A 15,613-nucleotide genomic window follows, 5' to 3' on the forward strand; every position below is an offset into this window, starting at 1 on the left:
GTCGGCACGATGCTGGTCTACTCCCATCCGTCCTGCCTGCTGCATGACCCCGGCCCCGGCCATCCGGAGTGCCCGCAGCGCCTGCAGTACGTACTCGACGCACTGCACGCCGCCTTCCCTGATCAGCTGGACTGGCGCGAGGCGCCGCCGGCCAAGTTCGGCGAACTGACTCGGGTCCACGACAGCGCCCTGCTCGACTTCGTGCTGCAGCCGCAGACCGCGCCGCTGCGCCAGCTGGACATGGACACCTGGACCTCGCCCGGTTCGGCCAGCGCCGCCGTGCACGCCGCCGGTGCCGGCGTGGCCGCGGTCGATGCGGTGATGCTGGGCGAGGACCCGCTGGCCTTCTGCGCGGTACGCCCGCCGGGCCACCACGCCACCAGCAGCACGGCGATGGGCTTCTGCCTGCTGAACAACATCGCCATCGCTGCCGCCTATGCCCGCGACCGCCACGGACTGGAGCGTATCGCGGTGGTCGACTTCGACGTCCACCACGGCAATGGCACCCAGGACATCTTCCAGCACGATGCCCGGGTCTCCTACTACAGCACCCACCAGGCCGGGCTGTTCCCCAATTCCGGCCTGCGCCGCGACCGCGGTGCCGGCAACCTGATGAACATCCTGTTGCCACCGGGCAGCGGCGGCTTCCGCTTCCGCAACGTCTGGGCCGACGAGATGCTGCCAGCCATCGACGACTTCCGTCCGCAGCTGCTGCTGATCTCCGCCGGCTTCGACGCCCACCTGCGCGACCCGCAGGCCGATCTGATGCTGGAGACCGACGATTTCGCCTGGATCACCCGTGAGCTGCATGCGCTGGCACGCCGTCACGCCGCCGGCCGGGTGGTCTCGATGCTGGAGGGAGGCTACGACCTGCAGGCCCTGGCCGAGTGCAGCGTGGCCCATGTCCAGGCCCTGATCACACCCTCTGCGGGTGCCTCCGCCGGATGAACCCGAACCGGCAGGCTCCGGCGCCCTTCATTGCCCCTATGCAAGGGATGGGGCAAGCTACCGTCCGTTTTCGCCCGAATCCGAACCGCGTGCGCCGAGCCCTCCGCCTGCTTCCCCTGCCTCTGAGCATCGCCATCAGCCTGCCGGCGATGGCCGATGATAAGCCGCTCAACTGGGGCCTGTGCCCGGCCACTGACGTCATTCCCGCGTTCACCGACGCCCCCACCCCGGTCCCGGCCCAGGACAAGGCTGCTGCCGCAGCCGCCCGCGAGAACCAGCCGACCGACATCGAAGGCGACCAGCTGCTGGGCACCACTACCGTGCCGCAGTACGAGGGCAACGTGGCGCTGCGCCGGGGTGACCAGTTCGTCGGTACCGACAAGCTCAGCTTCGACACCGAGACCGGCAACTACATCGCCGACGGCAATGTCCGTTACCAGGACGGGTCGATCCGGATGGTCGCCAAGCGCGCCGAAGGCAACCAGGAAAGCGACACCCACAAGATCTCCGACATCAAGTACCAGCTGGTGTCGCGCCGGGGCAACGGTGATGCCGAGTCGGTCGACCTGCAGGGCGCGGTCGGCCAGATGCACCGCTCCACCTACACCACCTGCGACCCGTCGCAGCCGGTATGGAAGCTGTCGGCGCCGCAGATCGAAGTGGACAACGACGAAGGCTTCGGCACGGCCCGCAACGCCGTGCTGCGCATCGGCAAGGTGCCGGTGCTGTGGGCGCCCTACTTCAAGTTCCCGATCGATGACCGTCGCAAGACCGGCCTGCTGTTCCCGCAGCTGGGCATGTCCGGCCGCAACGGTGTCGACTACGCGCAGCCGATCTACTTCAATCTGGCGCCGAACTACGACGACACCCTGACCCCGCGCTACATGAGCCGGCGCGGCCTGCTGCTCGACAATGAGTTCCGCTACCTCTACAACGGCGGCCGTGGCGAGGTGCTGACCAGCTACATGCCCAACGACAAGCTGCGCGACCGCGACCGCGGCCGGGTGATGTTCGACGGCTACCACAACGTGAACAGCCACTGGCAGGCCCGCGCCAACCTGGCCTGGGTGAGCGACGAACGCTATGTCGAGGACTTCGCCAACCGCCTGGTGGGGGTGACCGCCTCCAACCTGCAGAGCACCATCGGCCTGTACGGCACCGGCCAGAACTGGACGGCCGGCATCATGGCCGACCGCTGGCAGCTGACCGACTACACCCTCGACGAGCGCGCCCTGCCCTACAACCGCGAGCCACGCCTGTTCTTCAACTGGAACAAGCCGGTGCTGCCGTGGCTGGAAACCGGCATCTACACCGAAGCGGTGCGTTTCACGCATGACGACATCAACTTCAAGAATGCCGTCGGCGCCGGCGAGGATCTGCAGTACACCCGTAATGGAGTGCAGTGGACCGACGGCGTCGGTGTCAGCGGCGGTTCGCGACTGGACGTGAAGCCCTACGTGTCGTTCCCGATCAGTGGCGCAGCTTGGTATGTGACCCCTACCCTGGCCTACCGCTACACCGCCTATCAACTGGACCGTGGTCTAGTGGATGGGGTAAGGGGCATCCAGGCCCAGATCCTGCGCTCGCAGGGCATCGACCCGGCCACGGCCACCCCGGAACAGCTGCGCGGCAATACCTCGCCCAGCCGCAGCCTGCCGATCGGCAGCCTTGATGCCGGCCTGTTCTTCGATCGCGAGACGTCGATCGGAGGCAAGTCATTCCTGCAGACCCTGGAGCCGCGCCTGTTCTACCTGCGCACCCCCTACCGCAACCAGGACGAGCTGCCGATCTTCGACACCCGTGACTTCACCTTCAGCTGGGGCCAGCTGTTCCGCGACTCGCGCTATACCGGCGCCGACCGCCAGAACGATGCCAACCAGCTGACCCTGGCACTGGGCACCCGCTTCATCGACCAGACCACCGGCAAGGAACGCTTCTCGGCCGCGATCGGCCAGATCCAGTACTTCGACGAATCGCGGGTGAGCACCACGCCGGGCGGCGCGCCGGTGGAGAAGGGCAAGTCGGCGTGGATCGCCGACGGCAACTACATGATCAACGACCGCTGGACCCTGGGCGCCACCTACCAGTGGGACCCGAAGTACAAGCGCGAGGATCTGGCCAGCGTCCGCGCCCGTTATCTGATGCCCAACGATGGCGTGATCAACCTCAGCTACCGCTACCGCATCAATGCCGGCGCCCCGGCGACCGCCAACAAGCATGACCGGACCCTGCTGGAGCAGGCCGACCTGTCGTTCCTGTACCCGCTGAATGCGCGCTGGAGCCTGGTGGGCCGGTATTACTACTCGCTGCAGGACAAGGAACCGCTGGAGATCATCGCCGGCGTGCAGTGGGACAGCTGCTGCCTGGCCGTGCGTGCAGTGGCCCGCCGCTACGTGCGCAACCGCGAAGGCGACATGAACAATTCCATCCAGCTGGAGTTCGTCCTCAAGGGCCTCAGCTCCATCGGCCAGGACACGGACCGTACGCTGCGCCGTGCTATCCTCGGCTACAACCGCGACGACCTCTATCTCGTGCCGCCCAGCAACACCGGGGCGACCCGGGATGACTACGATCCGAATCAGATCCCATGACCAAGCGCTTCCCCGTTCTTCTCGCCTCCCTGCTGGCGGTGTCCAGCGTGTCCGCCCCCCTGCAGGTGCTCGCGCAGGAGGCGCAGCCGTTGGACCGCATTGCCGCCGTCGTCGACGAGGACGTGATCCTGCAGAGCGAGCTCCAGCGTGCGATCGCCAACATCAAGGCGCAGTACGCCGGCCGTGAGAACCAGCTGCCGCCGGAAGACGTGCTCAGCCGCCAGGTGCTCGAGCGCCTGGTGCTGGTCAAGCTGCAGGTGGCCCGCGCCCAGGGCAGCGGCATCCGCGTCAGCGACCAGGAGCTGAACCAGGCGATGAATGCCATCGCCCAGCAGAACGGCTCGAACCTGGATGCACTGCGCCAGCGCCTGGCCCACGACGGCATCGACTTCAACGATTTCCGCGCTTCGGTGCGCGATGAAATCACCGTGCAGCGCCTGCGCCAGAGCTTCGCGCAGAGCCGCATCAGCGTCAGCGAGGGCGAAGTCGACGCCGCCCTGAAGCAGCAGGCCACGGTTGGCAACCAGTACCACCTGGCGCACATCCTGATCGCCCTGCCCGACGGCTCCAACGCCGACCAGATCGCCACCGGCCAGAAGAAGGCCGAAGGCGTGAAGGCCCTGCTGGACAAGGGTGAGCTGGACTTCAACGCCGCCGCCGTGCGTTATTCGGACAGCCCCAACGCGCTGGAAGGCGGGGACCTGGGCTGGCGCAGCCTGGACGAAATCCCGCAGGCCTTCGCGCAGATGATGGAAAAGATGAAGCCCGGCGAAGTGGTCGGCCCGATCCGCGGCCCCAGCGGCTTCCAGCTGCTGAAGCTGGTGGAAGTGCGTGATGCCAGCGCCGCCAGCGGTGGCGAGCACACGGTCACCGAGTACCACGGCCGCCACATCCTGGTGCGCGTGGACGATCACCAGACCGACGCTGCCGCCAAGGCCAAGATCGATACCCTGCGTGCCCGCATCGCCGGTGGCGCGGACTTCGAGACCGTGGCCAAGGAGTCCTCCGAGGACAACAACAGCAAGGGCCAGGGCGGCGATCTGGGCTGGTTCCCGGCCGACGCGTTCGGTCCGGCGTTCGGCCAGCAGGTGTCCGGCATCCAGGATGGCGGCGTCAGCCAGCCGTTCCGCACCGATGCCGGCTGGCACATCGTGCAGCGCGTGGGCACCCGCCAGACCGACGTGACCACTGACAACCAGCGTGCCCAGGTCCGCGAGACCATCGGCCGCCGCAAGCTGGAAGACGAGTACAACCGCTTCCTGCAGGAACTGCGTGGCGAAGCCTACGTCAGCTTCCGCAGCGGCGACCGCGCGGAAAACACCGCCACGCCGCCGCAGTCCTGACCGATGCGCCCCGAGCTCGCTCTGGTACCGGGCGAGCCCGCCGGGATCGGCCCGGAGCTGTGTGTCCGCCTCGTCCAGCAGCCGCGTGAAGATTGCCGGCTGCTGGCCTTCGCCGACCCGGATACCCTGCGCGCGGCCGCGGCCGCGCTGAACCTGCCCCTGCAGCTGTTGCCCGAGGACGCCGAAGCACGCGTCCCCGGCGATCTGCGTGTGCGCGTGGTAGCCAATACCGTGCCCAGCCACTTCGGCCAGGCCAATCCGGCCAATGCCGGCGCCGTCATCGGCGCCCTGCTCGGTGCCGGCCAGGCCTGTCTGTCCGGCGAACTGCACGGCGTCGTCACCGGCCCGGTGCACAAGGCGGTCATCAACGAAGGCGGCATCGCCTACAGCGGCACCACCGAACTGCTGGCCGACCAGGCCGGGGTGAAGGTGGTGATGATGCTGGCCAACCACATCGTGCGCGTGGCCCTGGCCACCACCCACCTGCCACTGCGCGAGGTGGCCGACGCGATCACCGCGCCCGGCCTGGAACACACCCTGCGCACCGTGCACGCTGCGCTGCGCCGCGAATTCGGCCTGCCCGCGCCACGCATCGCCGTGCTCGGCCTGAACCCGCATGCCGGTGAAGACGGTCATCTGGGCCGCGAGGAACTGGACCTGGTCATCCCGCTGCTGCAGCGCCTGCGCGCAGAGGGCATGGACCTGATCGGGCCGCTGCCGGCCGATACCGCCTTCCTGCCGGCCAAGCTGGCAGGCTTCGACACCGTGCTGGCGATGTACCACGACCAGGGCCTGCCGGTGCTGAAGTATTCGGGCTTCGAGCAGGCGGTGAACCTGACCCTGGGCCTGCCCTACCCGCGCGTGGCGGTGGACCATGGCACCGCGCTGGACCTTGCCGGCCGCGGCATTGCCGATCCTTCCAGCCTGCAGGCGGCAACGACGTTGTGTGCGCAGCTTGCGCGGCAACGTACACTGAGCGCATGAATTCCCCGCATTCCCCCTCCGGCCCGGTGTTCACCGCCCCGGCCAAGAAGCAGCTTGGCCAGCATTTCCTGGCCGACCGCCACTACATCGACAAGATCGTGATGGCGGTCAACCCGAAAGACGGTGACCGCCTGGTCGAGATCGGCCCCGGCCAGGGCGCGATCACCCTGCCGCTGCTGCGCGTGCATCCGAAACTGACGGTGATCGAGTTCGACCGCGACCTGATCGCGCCGCTGACCGCCGCCGCCGAGCCGCTGGGCGAGCTGACCATCGTCCACCGCGACGTGCTGCGCGTGGACTTCACCGAGCTGGCTGCCGGCCAGCCGATCCGCCTGGTCGGCAACCTGCCCTACAACATCTCCTCGCCGATCCTGTTCCATGCACTGGAACATGCGGCGGTGATCCGCGACATGCACTTCATGCTGCAGAAGGAAGTGGTCGACCGCATGGCCGCCGGCCCCGGCAGCAAGGTGTATGGCCGGCTCAGCGTGATGCTGCAGGCCTACTGCCAGGTGACCTCGCTGTTCGTGGTGCCGCCGGGCGCGTTCCGGCCGCCGCCGAAGGTCGATTCGGCCGTGGTGCGGCTGGTGCCGCGTGACCCGGCCACGATCAACATCCACGACCACAAGCGTTTCGCCGAGGTGGTCAAGGCCGCCTTCGGGCAGCGCCGCAAGACCCTGCGCAACGCCCTGAACAACGTGGTGTCCGCCGAACAGTTCGTTGCCGCCGGCGTGCGTCCCGATGCCCGCGCCGAACAGCTGGACGTGGCCGAATTCATCGCTTTGGCCAATGCCTCCTGATTACACTGCCGGTATGGAAGACGCTGACGTTTATGCCATCTCCGTCGAAGTCGCTCCGCGCTTCCTCGACGATCAATCCGCGCCGGAAGACGGGCGCTATGCGTTCGCCTACACGATCCGCATCCACAACCAGGGGCGTGTTGCCGCGCGCCTGGTCGCACGCCACTGGCGCATCACCGATGCCAACGGCCGCGTCGAGCATGTCGATGGTGACGGGGTGATCGGCGAGCAGCCGCGCCTGCGTCCCGGTGAAGACTTCCATTACACGTCCGGTGTCATGCTGGGGACCGATCACGGGACCATGCAGGGCCACTACGACATGGTCGCCGACGACGGCACCGAATTTGCCGCGCCGGTCGCACCTTTCGTGCTGGCCATCCCGCGTACCCTGCACTGACACGGAGGCCGAACGATGAGTGTGTGGGCGATCGGCGACCTGCAGGGCTGCTATGACGTCACCCAGCGACTGCTGGAGAAGATCCGTTTCGACCCGGCGCAGGACACCCTGTGGTTCTGCGGCGACCTGGTCAACCGCGGTGGCCAGTCACTGGAAACGCTGCGGCTGGTGCATTCGCTGCGCGAGCACAGCGTGGTGGTGCTGGGCAACCATGACCTTTCGCTGCTGGCCGTCGGTGCGCGCACCGAAGAGGAACAGCGCAAGGTCAACCCGGACCTGCTGCGCATCGTGCAGGCCGAGGACCGCGACGAACTGCTGGATTGGCTGCGCCTGCAGAAGCTGGTGCACGTGGACCGCGAGCTGGGCTGGATGATGGTGCACGCCGGCCTGGCGCCGAAGTGGACCACGCAGATGGCCGAGAAGCATGCAGCCGAAGTCGAGGTACAGCTGCACGGCGCCGGCTACCGCAAGCTGTTCCGCAACATGTACGGCGACAAGCCGAGCTGGGCACCGAACCTGTCCGGCTACGACCGCTCGCGCGCGATCATCAACGTGCTCACCCGCATGCGCTACTGCACCCCGCGCGGGCGTATCGGCATCGAGGACAAGGGCACGCCGGGCACCCAGGAACAGGGGCTGTATCCCTGGTTCGAAGTGCCGGGCCGGGTCGAGCGTGACCTCAAGGTGGTCTGCGGCCACTGGTCGGCGCTGGGCCTGACCATCACCCAGGGCGTGCACGCCATCGACACCGGCGCGGTCTGGGGCGGCAAGCTGACCGCGATCCAGCTCGATACCGATGAACTGCGCGTGGTGCAGGTGCCAGGCCGCGATGTACCGGCACCCGTGCCCAACGCCCGCCCGCCAGCGCGCCCGGCGCACGAGCGCCCGGCTGCACCGGCGCAGGGCAAGGAACAGGGCGGCGGCAATGCTCCGGCCGCCAACCCGGGCAACCGCGGCCCGCGCCGTCGTCGTCGCCGTGGTGGCGGTGGTGGTGGTGGCTCCGGCGGTCCCAACAACAACAGCACCCCGCCGCAGGCATGACGCGGCACGGCTGGGCACCATGGACGGTGCTGCTGCTGACGCTGGCCCTGGCCAGCGGCTGCCAGCCCGGCTCGCCGACTGCTCCCACGGCTGCGGACAGCGCTGAACGCACACCGACGCCACCACAGGCGCCTTCGCCGCCACTGGTGGCTGCGGCGCGCGCGCAGATCGGCGTCACCACCCGCTACGACCCTGCCTATCAAGTGCTGGCCTATCCCGGCGGCGACGTGCCACTGGATCGCGGCGTGTGCACCGATGTGGTGGTGCGCGCCCTGCGCAGCCAGGGCCTGGACCTGCAGGCACGCGTGCATGAAGACATGCGCGGCAACTTCAGTGCCTATCCGGCGATCTGGGGCCTGTCACGGCCGGACCGCAACATCGATCATCGTCGTGTACCGAACCTGATGCGCTGGTTCGAACGGCAGGGCTGGCAGCAACCGATCACCGCCCTCGCCACCGACTATGCGGCCGGTGACATCGTTGCCTGGAAGCTCAACGGCAACGGCCTGCTGCATGTGGGCATCGTCTCCGACCGGCAGCTGGCCGATGGCACGCCGCTGGTACTGCACAACATCGCGCGCGGCACCCTCGAAGAGAACCTGCTGTTCCGGCACGCCATCATCGGGCATTACCGGATGCCGTAGCGACAGTCCCGGTAGAGTCGACTGTTAGTCGACTGCTCCTGACGCCCTCTGAAAACCCCGCGCTGCGCGCGATAGTCGACTAACAGTCGACTCTACCCCGTCGGTGTTTTCGTTGGTATTTCCGCGATCAGCGGCGCACGTAGTGCACGAAGCGGAACGCGTAGGCGTGTCGTTCGTCCGCCGGGTGCGGCTCGCTGCTCACTTCCTGCCAGTCCTGCACGTCCACTTCGGGGAAATGGGTATCGGCGGGGACTTCGGCATCCACCCAGGTCAGGTACAGGTCACTGGCCTGGTCCAGCAGCTGGTGGAAGATCTCGCCGCCGCCGATGATGCACAGCTCGCTGGCGCCCTCGCCTTCGGCAATCGCCTTCGCCTCGTCCAGCGACGCCACCGCGCGCATGCCCTCGAACGGCACCTGGCCGCTGCGGGTCAGCACCAGGTTGGTCCGCCCCGGCAGCACGCGGCCGATCGACTCGGCCGTCTTGCGCCCCATCAGGATCGGCTTGCCCAGGGTGAGCGCCTTGAAGTGCTTGAAATCATCCGGCAGGTGCCAGGGCATGGCATTGCCCTGGCCGATGCCACGGTTGCGGTCCAGCGCCACGATCATCGACAGCTTCATTGCTACCACCTCCTCAGCTGGCGTCGATCTGCAGGCGTTCGCAGGCAGCGTTCGCGGCACTGGCGGCCTGCAATGCCGCAGCCAGCGCAGGGCTGGACGTGGTCTGCTCATCCAGGCCAGCGAGGATCTTCTGCTTCTGCGCCTCTTCGATCTCCTTCAGGCCCGGTCCCGACAGGATCTCTGCCGACAGCGCAGCGATATCGTCACTGGCACCGCGCGCCAGGAACGCCTTCAGCTGGTCGTTGGAATAGACGGTGGCCAGACCCTGTTCAAGCTCACGCTGATACGCCGGGTTCTCGACGCCCGCCTTCAGGTGCTCGGTCATCGCCGTGTACATGCCGGTCACCGCCTCACGCATCTGTGCCCGGCAGCCTTCCGGCACATCCTGGGGCATCATCGTGCTGCCGTTGAATGCCCCGGCGAACGCCTGCACTTCCTCGCGCATGTGCTTGTGCACGATCTGATCATTGACCTGCCTGGCCAGCGACAGCGTATCCGACGGTGCGGCCTGGGCCATGCCCAGAGGCAGCGCGGCACACAGCGCCAACAGGCAGCGGGAAAGCATGCGCGCGCTCATACCGCCACCGGCGCCTTGATCGCCGGATGCGGATCGTAGCCGTCGATGCGGATGTCGTCGAACTGGAAGCCGAACAGGTCGGTCACCTCCGGGTTCAACCACAGCTTCGGCAGCGCGCGCGGCTCACGCGACAGCTGCTCGCGGGCCTGCTCGAAGTGGTTCGAATACAGGTGCGCATCGCCCAGCGTGTGCACGAAGTCACCCACGCCCAGGCCGGTGGCCTGCGCCACCATGTGGGTCAGCAGCGCGTAACTGGCGATGTTGAACGGCACACCGAGGAAAATGTCGCCGCTGCGCTGGTACAGCTGGCAGCTGAGCTTGCCGTCCACTACGTAGAACTGGAACAGGTTGTGGCACGGCATCAGCGCCATCTGCGAAAGCTCGCCCACGTTCCAGGCGCTGACCACCAGCCGGCGCGAATCGGGGTTGCGCTTGATCTCGTCCACCAGCCACTGCATCTGGTCGATCTCGCGGCCATCGGCGGTGGCCCAGCTGCGCCACTGCTTGCCGTAGACCGGGCCGAGGTCGCCGTTCTCGTCGGCCCACTCGTCCCAGATGCGCACCTGGTTGTCCTTCAGGTAGCCGATGTTGGTATCGCCCTTCAGGAACCACAGCAGCTCGTGGATGATCGAGCGCAGGTGCAGTTTCTTGGTGGTGACCAGCGGGAAGCCTTCGCTGAGGTCGAAGCGCATCTGCCAGCCGAACACGCTGCGCGTGCCGGTGCCGGTGCGATCACTCTTCTCGGTGCCGTGCTCGAGCACATGCGACAGCAGGTCGAGGTAGGCCTTCATGCCTTGCCCTCCGCGGCCACCATCGGCTGCGGCTGCAGCACCGGTGCGCGGCGCGACAGGACCAGCAGCACCAGCCCGAAGGCGATGAGCGGCACGCACAGGATCTGGCCCTTGGTCAGCCAGCCGAAGGCCATGTAGATGCCGTTGTCGGGCATGCGCACGAACTCGACCGCGAAGCGGAAGATGCCGTACAGCAGGGCGAACAGGCCACCGATCAGGTAGCGATGGCGTGGCTTGGCCGACACCGTCCACAGCACCACGAACATCACCAGGCCTTCCAGCGCCGCTTCATACAGCTGCGAGGGATGGCGGGCGTACGGGTTCAGCGCGCCGGTGGCGAACTGCGCCTGCAGGGTGGCGGTGTCGAGCTGGTTCAGCGGGGCCGGCAGGCCGGACGGGAACACCACGCCCCAGCTGCCATCGGTGTACTTGCCCCACAGCTCGGCACCGATGAAATTGCCAATACGGCCGAAGCCCAGGCCCAGCGGCACCAGCGGCGCCATGAAGTCCATGGTGTCGAAGAAATGCAGCTTGTGCTTGCGCGACCACCACCAGCAGGCGGCAATCACGCCCAGCAGGCCGCCGTGGAAACTCATGCCGCCATCCCACACCTTGAACAGCAGCAGCGGGTTGTGCAGGAAATCGCCCAGCGCGTAGAACAGCATGTAGCCGATGCGCCCGCCCAGCACCACGCCGAGCATGGCGTAGAACAGCAGGTCGGAGAAGCCGTTGGCATCGACACCCGGCAGGCGCCCGTCAGCGATGCGCTTGCGGCCCAGCAGCCAGGCCGCAGTGAAGCCGAGCAGGTACATGATGCCGTACCAGTGCACCTTGATCGGCCCCAGCGAGAGGGCGATGGGGTCGATGTCGTGGAAATAGATCATGGAAGGTGCCTTGCGGTTGAACGCCTATTCTCGGGCCAGTGCCGCCCCGGCTCAACCAAGGAGCTGGGGCGAGTTCGGCAACGCGTCATCGTTCGACCGCGTCGAGGCCGGAAAGTGCCCTTCGATCAGGCTGGAGACCTCGTCGATGGCATCCTGCAGCGCTTCCACCGGATGGGAACCACGCAGGCCCTCGCGCAGGTGGGTGCAGACCCGCTGCCACTGCGCCGGACTGACCCGGCCCTGCAGGCCCCGGTCGGCGACGATCTCGATGGCGTGGTCAGCCAGCAGCAGGTAGATCAGTACACCGTTGTTGTGGGTGGTATCCCAGGTGCGCAGGCGGGCAAAGGCATGCTCGGCAGCCTGGCGCGGGGTGACCTTGTGCCACAGCGCGGCCAGCGGCAGGTCCGCTTCCACCGCGAACATCACCTGCCCACCGTGGCGCTGCTCACCGGCCGCGATGGCCTCGGTTATCGCCTGCAATGTGGCGGGCGGGAACGCGCGCCGTACCGACGGCGAAAACACGTGCCGACATAGACGTTGGATCATCACCAGCCCCCCGAAGCACCGCCACCACCGGAGCGGCCACCACCGCCACCCCAGCCGCCGCCACCACCAAATCCACCGCCCCCGCCGAAGCCGCCTCCGCCACCCCAGCTGCCACCGCCCCAGCCGCCGCCGCCGGCAAAGCGGCCCGGATGACCGGAGAGCATGGCCACGATCAGCCCTACGACGCCTGCCAGGCCACTGGCCAGCAGCGTGGACGTGAACAGGAACGCCGCCAGCGCTGCACCGGCGCCGCCGAGAAGGCCGCGCAGCGGTCGCGGCACGCGCGAGAACACGCCGCGCAGGATGCTGCCGGCGAACACACCGATGAACAACGCCAGGAACCAGGTATCGCCGCCACCGCTGGGCTCACGCCCGCGATGGCCGCTGACCGGTGCCGGCAGCGTTTCGCCGTCGATCAGCTTGACCAGCACCGCCGTGGCGTCGGTGATGCCACCGGCGTAGTCACCGCTGCGGAAGCGCGGCACCAGGTATTCCTGGATGACCCGGTTGGCGATGGCATCGGGAATGGCGCCTTCCAGACCGTAGCCCGGCTCGATGCGCACGCGCCGGTCGTCCTTGGCCACCACCAGCAGCACCCCGTCATCCACGCCCTTGCGGCCGATCTGCCACTGGTCGAAGACCCGCGTGGTGTACTGCGCGATGTCCTCCGGCTGGGTGGTCGGCACCACCAGCACCTGCAGCTGGCTGCCCTTGCGCTGCTGCAGTTCGATCGCCTGCTGCACCAGCGCCTGCTTCTGCGCGGCATCCAGCGTGCCGGTGGTATCGACCACCGGCGAATCCAGCGCAGGAACCGGCGCCAGCTGCTGCGCATGCGAGGCCAGCGGCAGCCACAGCAGCAGGGCCAGCAGCGCAGAGGCCAGGCGCATCGATCAGGTCCCCGGCTGCGGTGCCGGCTGCTGCTGCGGCGCGTTGCCGAAATCGACCGCCGGCGCGTTGGAGATCTGCGCTTCGTTGTCCACGGTGAAGTTCGGCTTGGTCTTGTAGCCGAAGATCTTGGCGGTGATCACCTGCGGGAACGAGCGGATGTAGGTGTTGTAGTCCTGCACCTGCTGGATGTAACGGCCGCGGGCGACGGTGACCCGGTTCTCGGTACCTTCCAGCTGCGCCTGCAGGTCGCGGAAGTTCTGGTTCGACTTCAGTTCCGGGTAGTTCTCGGTGACCACCAGCAGCCGCGACAGCGCGCTGCCAAGTTCGCCCTGGGCCTGCTGGAACTGCTTGAGCGAGGCTTCGTCGTCGGCATTGACGTTGATCTGGCCGACACGCGAACGGGCGTTGGTCACTTCAGTCAGCACGCGCTCTTCCTGGCTGGCGAAGCCCTTCACGGTCTGCACCAGGTTGGGCACCAGGTCGGCGCGGCGCTTGTACTGGTTGATGACCTCCGACCAGCTGGCCTTGACCGCTTCATCCTTCTGCTGGATGGCGTTGTAGCCGCAGCCGGAGAGCAGGGAGGCCAACAGCATCAGGGGCAGGACACGGGTGAACAGGCGCATGGCGGAGGTTCCGGGTGGGCTTGGCGCCGAGCATGCCATGGTTCGGGTGAAAGACCGGCCATCGGGCGCCGCCCCCTCCGCGGTGGCTGGCGGGTTCTCTGTGGTTGGCCGGGAGGGTGGGTTGGCTGGGGGGCGCTGCAAGTACGTCCATGTAAGCTCGATCGCCGCTTGCTCGTGTGCGCTGTCCTGCGCGCACGGCAAGGCCGGGGTTGGGCGTCCTGCCCAACCCGCCCGAGGCATGCCTCGGGCCCATGCGGCTCACGCCCCCAGCCAACCCACCCTCCCGGCCACGGACAATTTCCTGCGCACCGCGGGAAGATCAAAAGAAAAAACAAAAGCAAAAGCCGATTCTTCAGGCATTCGTGTCGACCAAGGTCGACACCTACCAAAGCAGAACGCCGTTCCGACAGACCGCGGGAATCTGTCGAAGGCGGGGTGGGTCCGGTTGCGGGGGTGTCCGCGGCATGGATGCCGCGGCCAAGCCTCCATGGACGGATTCACGGCGTCCCCCGCAACCGGACCCACCCCGCCAACCCACGGAATGCAGGCTGTTGCTGTTGCTGTTGCTTCGGCGGGTGCAGGGCGCAGCCCTGCCGGAAACCCTCCCCTCTCAGCAAGCCTCGGCCACCGAAGTGCGCGGACGCCCCAGCCACGCCAGCAGCAACCCTGAGGCCGCCAGCAGGCCACCGGCCACCGGAATCGCCGCATAGCCCAGGCCCGAACTTATCACCGCACCGCCCAGCGCCGCACCCACGGCATTGCCCAGGTTGAACGCACCGACGTTGATCGACGACGCCAGGCCCGGCGCCTCGCTGGCCGCCTGCATCACCCGGATCTGCAACGGCGGCACGATGGCGAAAGTCGCCGCGCCGAACAGCAGCACACCGAGCGCTGCGGTAACGTGGCTCATGAAAGCCAGCGGCAGCACGAACATCAACACGGCCAGGACCGCCAGCAGGATGCGGGTGGCGCCATCCAGCGACCAGTCGGCCATGCGCCCGCCGATGCCGTTGCCGAAGGTGAAGCCGATGCCGATCAGCGCCAGCGACATCGCAATGAAGGCGTTGGACGCGCCGGTCAGCTCGGTCAGCACCGGCGCCACGTAGGTATAGAGGGTGAACATCGCGCCGGCGCCAAGCACGGTGGTAGCCATCGCCAGCAGCACCTGCGGCTGCAGGATCGCTCTCAGTTCGCGGCGCACGTCCGGGCGCGGCCCCGGCGCGGATGCCGGCAGCGCGAGGCCGAGCGCGGTGATCGCGACCAGGCCCAGCACCGCAGTACCGGCGAAGGACAGACGCCAGCCCAGCTGCTGGCCCACCCAGGTGGCCAGCGGCACACCGCCGATGTTGGCGATGGTCAGGCCCATGAACATGGTGGCCACGGCGGCAGCCTGCTTGTCCTTCGGCACCAGGCTGGCGGCGACCACCGCACCGATGCCGAAGAAGGCACCGTGATTGAGGCTGGTGACCAGACGCGACAGCAACAGCAGGCCGTAGTTCGGGGCCAGTGCCGAGAGCAGGTTGCCGACCACGAAGATCGACATCAGCAGCATCAGCGCGGTGCGCTTGCCAAACCGTCCCATCAGCAGGGTCATCACCGGCGCGCCCAGCATCACGCCCACGGCATAGGCGGTGATCAGCATGCCGGCGGTGGGAATGTTCACGCCGACGCCGTCGGCAATGACAGGCAGCAGGCCCATCGGCGCGAATTCAGTGGTGCCGATGGCGAAGGCGCCGACGGCAAGGGCCAACAAGGCGGCTCTGGAGTTCATGGGGTCATCCTGCGTGGGACAGGTCCTGGAAAAGAGCGCGTAGCCTGCGCGCTTTGCTGCCGCGGATTAAGCCTCGCCCCGGGAAAACACTGTTGACCTCAATTCACAGCTGGCGGGAACCTCCCCGCCGGGCATGGCCCGGCGAGCCCAATGGGTCCCATAACGC

Annotated in this window: 16 protein-coding genes; 8 read left to right on the forward strand and 8 right to left on the reverse strand. The window is 67.5% G+C overall.

Annotated elements, in window-relative coordinates:
• Nucleotides 1–9 precede the first annotated feature (9 nt).
• The 8 genes from AC5O77_RS08730 to AC5O77_RS08765 all read left to right on the forward strand — a co-directional run bounded on the left by AC5O77_RS08730 (nt 10) and on the right by AC5O77_RS08765 (nt 8,748).
• Nucleotides 10–948, forward strand: a complete 939-nt coding sequence (locus AC5O77_RS08730) for a histone deacetylase family protein (RefSeq protein WP_478057630.1) — start codon at nt 10–12, stop codon at nt 946–948.
• An 89-nt stretch (nt 949–1,037) separates the two neighbouring features.
• Entirely contained in the window at nt 1,038–3,539 is a 2,502-nt protein-coding gene (gene lptD / locus AC5O77_RS08735) for an LPS-assembly protein LptD (RefSeq protein ID WP_149908808.1), read from the forward strand.
• A complete protein-coding gene (locus AC5O77_RS08740) occupies nt 3,536–4,882 on the forward strand; it encodes a peptidylprolyl isomerase (RefSeq protein WP_032129906.1) in 1,347 nt (448 codons plus the stop codon). Before lptD ends, AC5O77_RS08740 begins: the two co-directional genes overlap by 4 nt.
• Before the next feature lie 3 nt (nt 4,883–4,885).
• Nucleotides 4,886–5,866, forward strand: coding sequence for a 4-hydroxythreonine-4-phosphate dehydrogenase PdxA (gene pdxA, locus AC5O77_RS08745; protein WP_049398141.1), 981 nt, complete (start codon nt 4,886–4,888; stop codon nt 5,864–5,866).
• Nucleotides 5,863–6,666 (forward strand): 16S rRNA (adenine(1518)-N(6)/adenine(1519)-N(6))-dimethyltransferase RsmA, encoded by an 804-nt coding sequence (rsmA, locus tag AC5O77_RS08750; protein ID WP_049398140.1) that lies wholly within the window; start codon nt 5,863–5,865, stop codon nt 6,664–6,666. The genes pdxA and rsmA overlap by 4 nt, the downstream gene beginning before the upstream one ends.
• Before the next feature lie 13 nt (nt 6,667–6,679).
• A complete protein-coding gene (gene apaG / locus AC5O77_RS08755; RefSeq protein WP_005412297.1) occupies nt 6,680–7,063 on the forward strand; it encodes a Co2+/Mg2+ efflux facilitator ApaG/CorD in 384 nt (127 codons plus the stop codon).
• 15 nt (nt 7,064–7,078) lie between these two features.
• On the forward strand, nt 7,079–8,104 hold the full coding sequence (locus AC5O77_RS08760) for a symmetrical bis(5'-nucleosyl)-tetraphosphatase (RefSeq protein ID WP_121504905.1): 1,026 nt from the start codon (nt 7,079–7,081) through the stop codon (nt 8,102–8,104).
• Entirely contained in the window at nt 8,101–8,748 is a 648-nt protein-coding gene (locus AC5O77_RS08765) for a DUF1287 domain-containing protein (protein WP_478057632.1), read from the forward strand. The genes AC5O77_RS08760 and AC5O77_RS08765 overlap by 4 nt, the downstream gene beginning before the upstream one ends.
• A gap of 127 nt (nt 8,749–8,875) precedes the next feature.
• On the opposite strand, the gene AC5O77_RS08770 is transcribed toward AC5O77_RS08765, so the two are convergent.
• From AC5O77_RS08770 to AC5O77_RS08805, 8 genes are all read right to left on the reverse strand, one after another.
• Nucleotides 8,876–9,367: a dihydrofolate reductase gene (locus AC5O77_RS08770; protein ID WP_049440214.1), complete on the reverse strand. Its 492-nt coding sequence runs from the start codon at nt 9,365–9,367 to the stop codon at nt 8,876–8,878.
• Nucleotides 9,368–9,380: 13 nt separating this feature from the next.
• Nucleotides 9,381–9,932 carry a hypothetical protein gene (locus AC5O77_RS08775; RefSeq protein WP_478057633.1) on the reverse strand — a complete coding sequence of 184 codons (552 nt, stop codon included), beginning with the start codon at nt 9,930–9,932 and terminating at the stop codon, nt 9,381–9,383.
• 8 nt (nt 9,933–9,940) lie between these two features.
• Nucleotides 9,941–10,735: a thymidylate synthase gene (locus tag AC5O77_RS08780; protein WP_478057634.1), complete on the reverse strand. Its 795-nt coding sequence runs from the start codon at nt 10,733–10,735 to the stop codon at nt 9,941–9,943.
• On the reverse strand, nt 10,732–11,619 hold the full coding sequence (gene lgt / locus AC5O77_RS08785; RefSeq protein WP_478057635.1) for a prolipoprotein diacylglyceryl transferase: 888 nt from the start codon (nt 11,617–11,619) through the stop codon (nt 10,732–10,734). The genes AC5O77_RS08780 and lgt overlap by 4 nt, the downstream gene beginning before the upstream one ends.
• A gap of 51 nt (nt 11,620–11,670) precedes the next feature.
• Entirely contained in the window at nt 11,671–12,165 is a 495-nt protein-coding gene (locus AC5O77_RS08790) for a TPM domain-containing protein (RefSeq protein WP_032966445.1), read from the reverse strand.
• Nucleotides 12,165–13,052, reverse strand: coding sequence for a TPM domain-containing protein (locus AC5O77_RS08795; RefSeq protein WP_100437906.1), 888 nt, complete (start codon nt 13,050–13,052; stop codon nt 12,165–12,167). The genes AC5O77_RS08790 and AC5O77_RS08795 overlap by 1 nt, the downstream gene beginning before the upstream one ends.
• A 3-nt stretch (nt 13,053–13,055) precedes the next feature.
• Nucleotides 13,056–13,676 (reverse strand): LemA family protein, encoded by a 621-nt coding sequence (locus AC5O77_RS08800; protein ID WP_032130538.1) that lies wholly within the window; start codon nt 13,674–13,676, stop codon nt 13,056–13,058.
• Nucleotides 13,677–14,286: 610 nt separating this feature from the next.
• Nucleotides 14,287–15,447: an MFS transporter gene (locus AC5O77_RS08805; RefSeq protein WP_478057636.1), complete on the reverse strand. Its 1,161-nt coding sequence runs from the start codon at nt 15,445–15,447 to the stop codon at nt 14,287–14,289.
• Between the last annotated feature and the right edge of the window lie 166 nt (nt 15,448–15,613).

It is taken from the genome of Stenotrophomonas sp. INTA L402-1, from assembly GCF_059295135.1.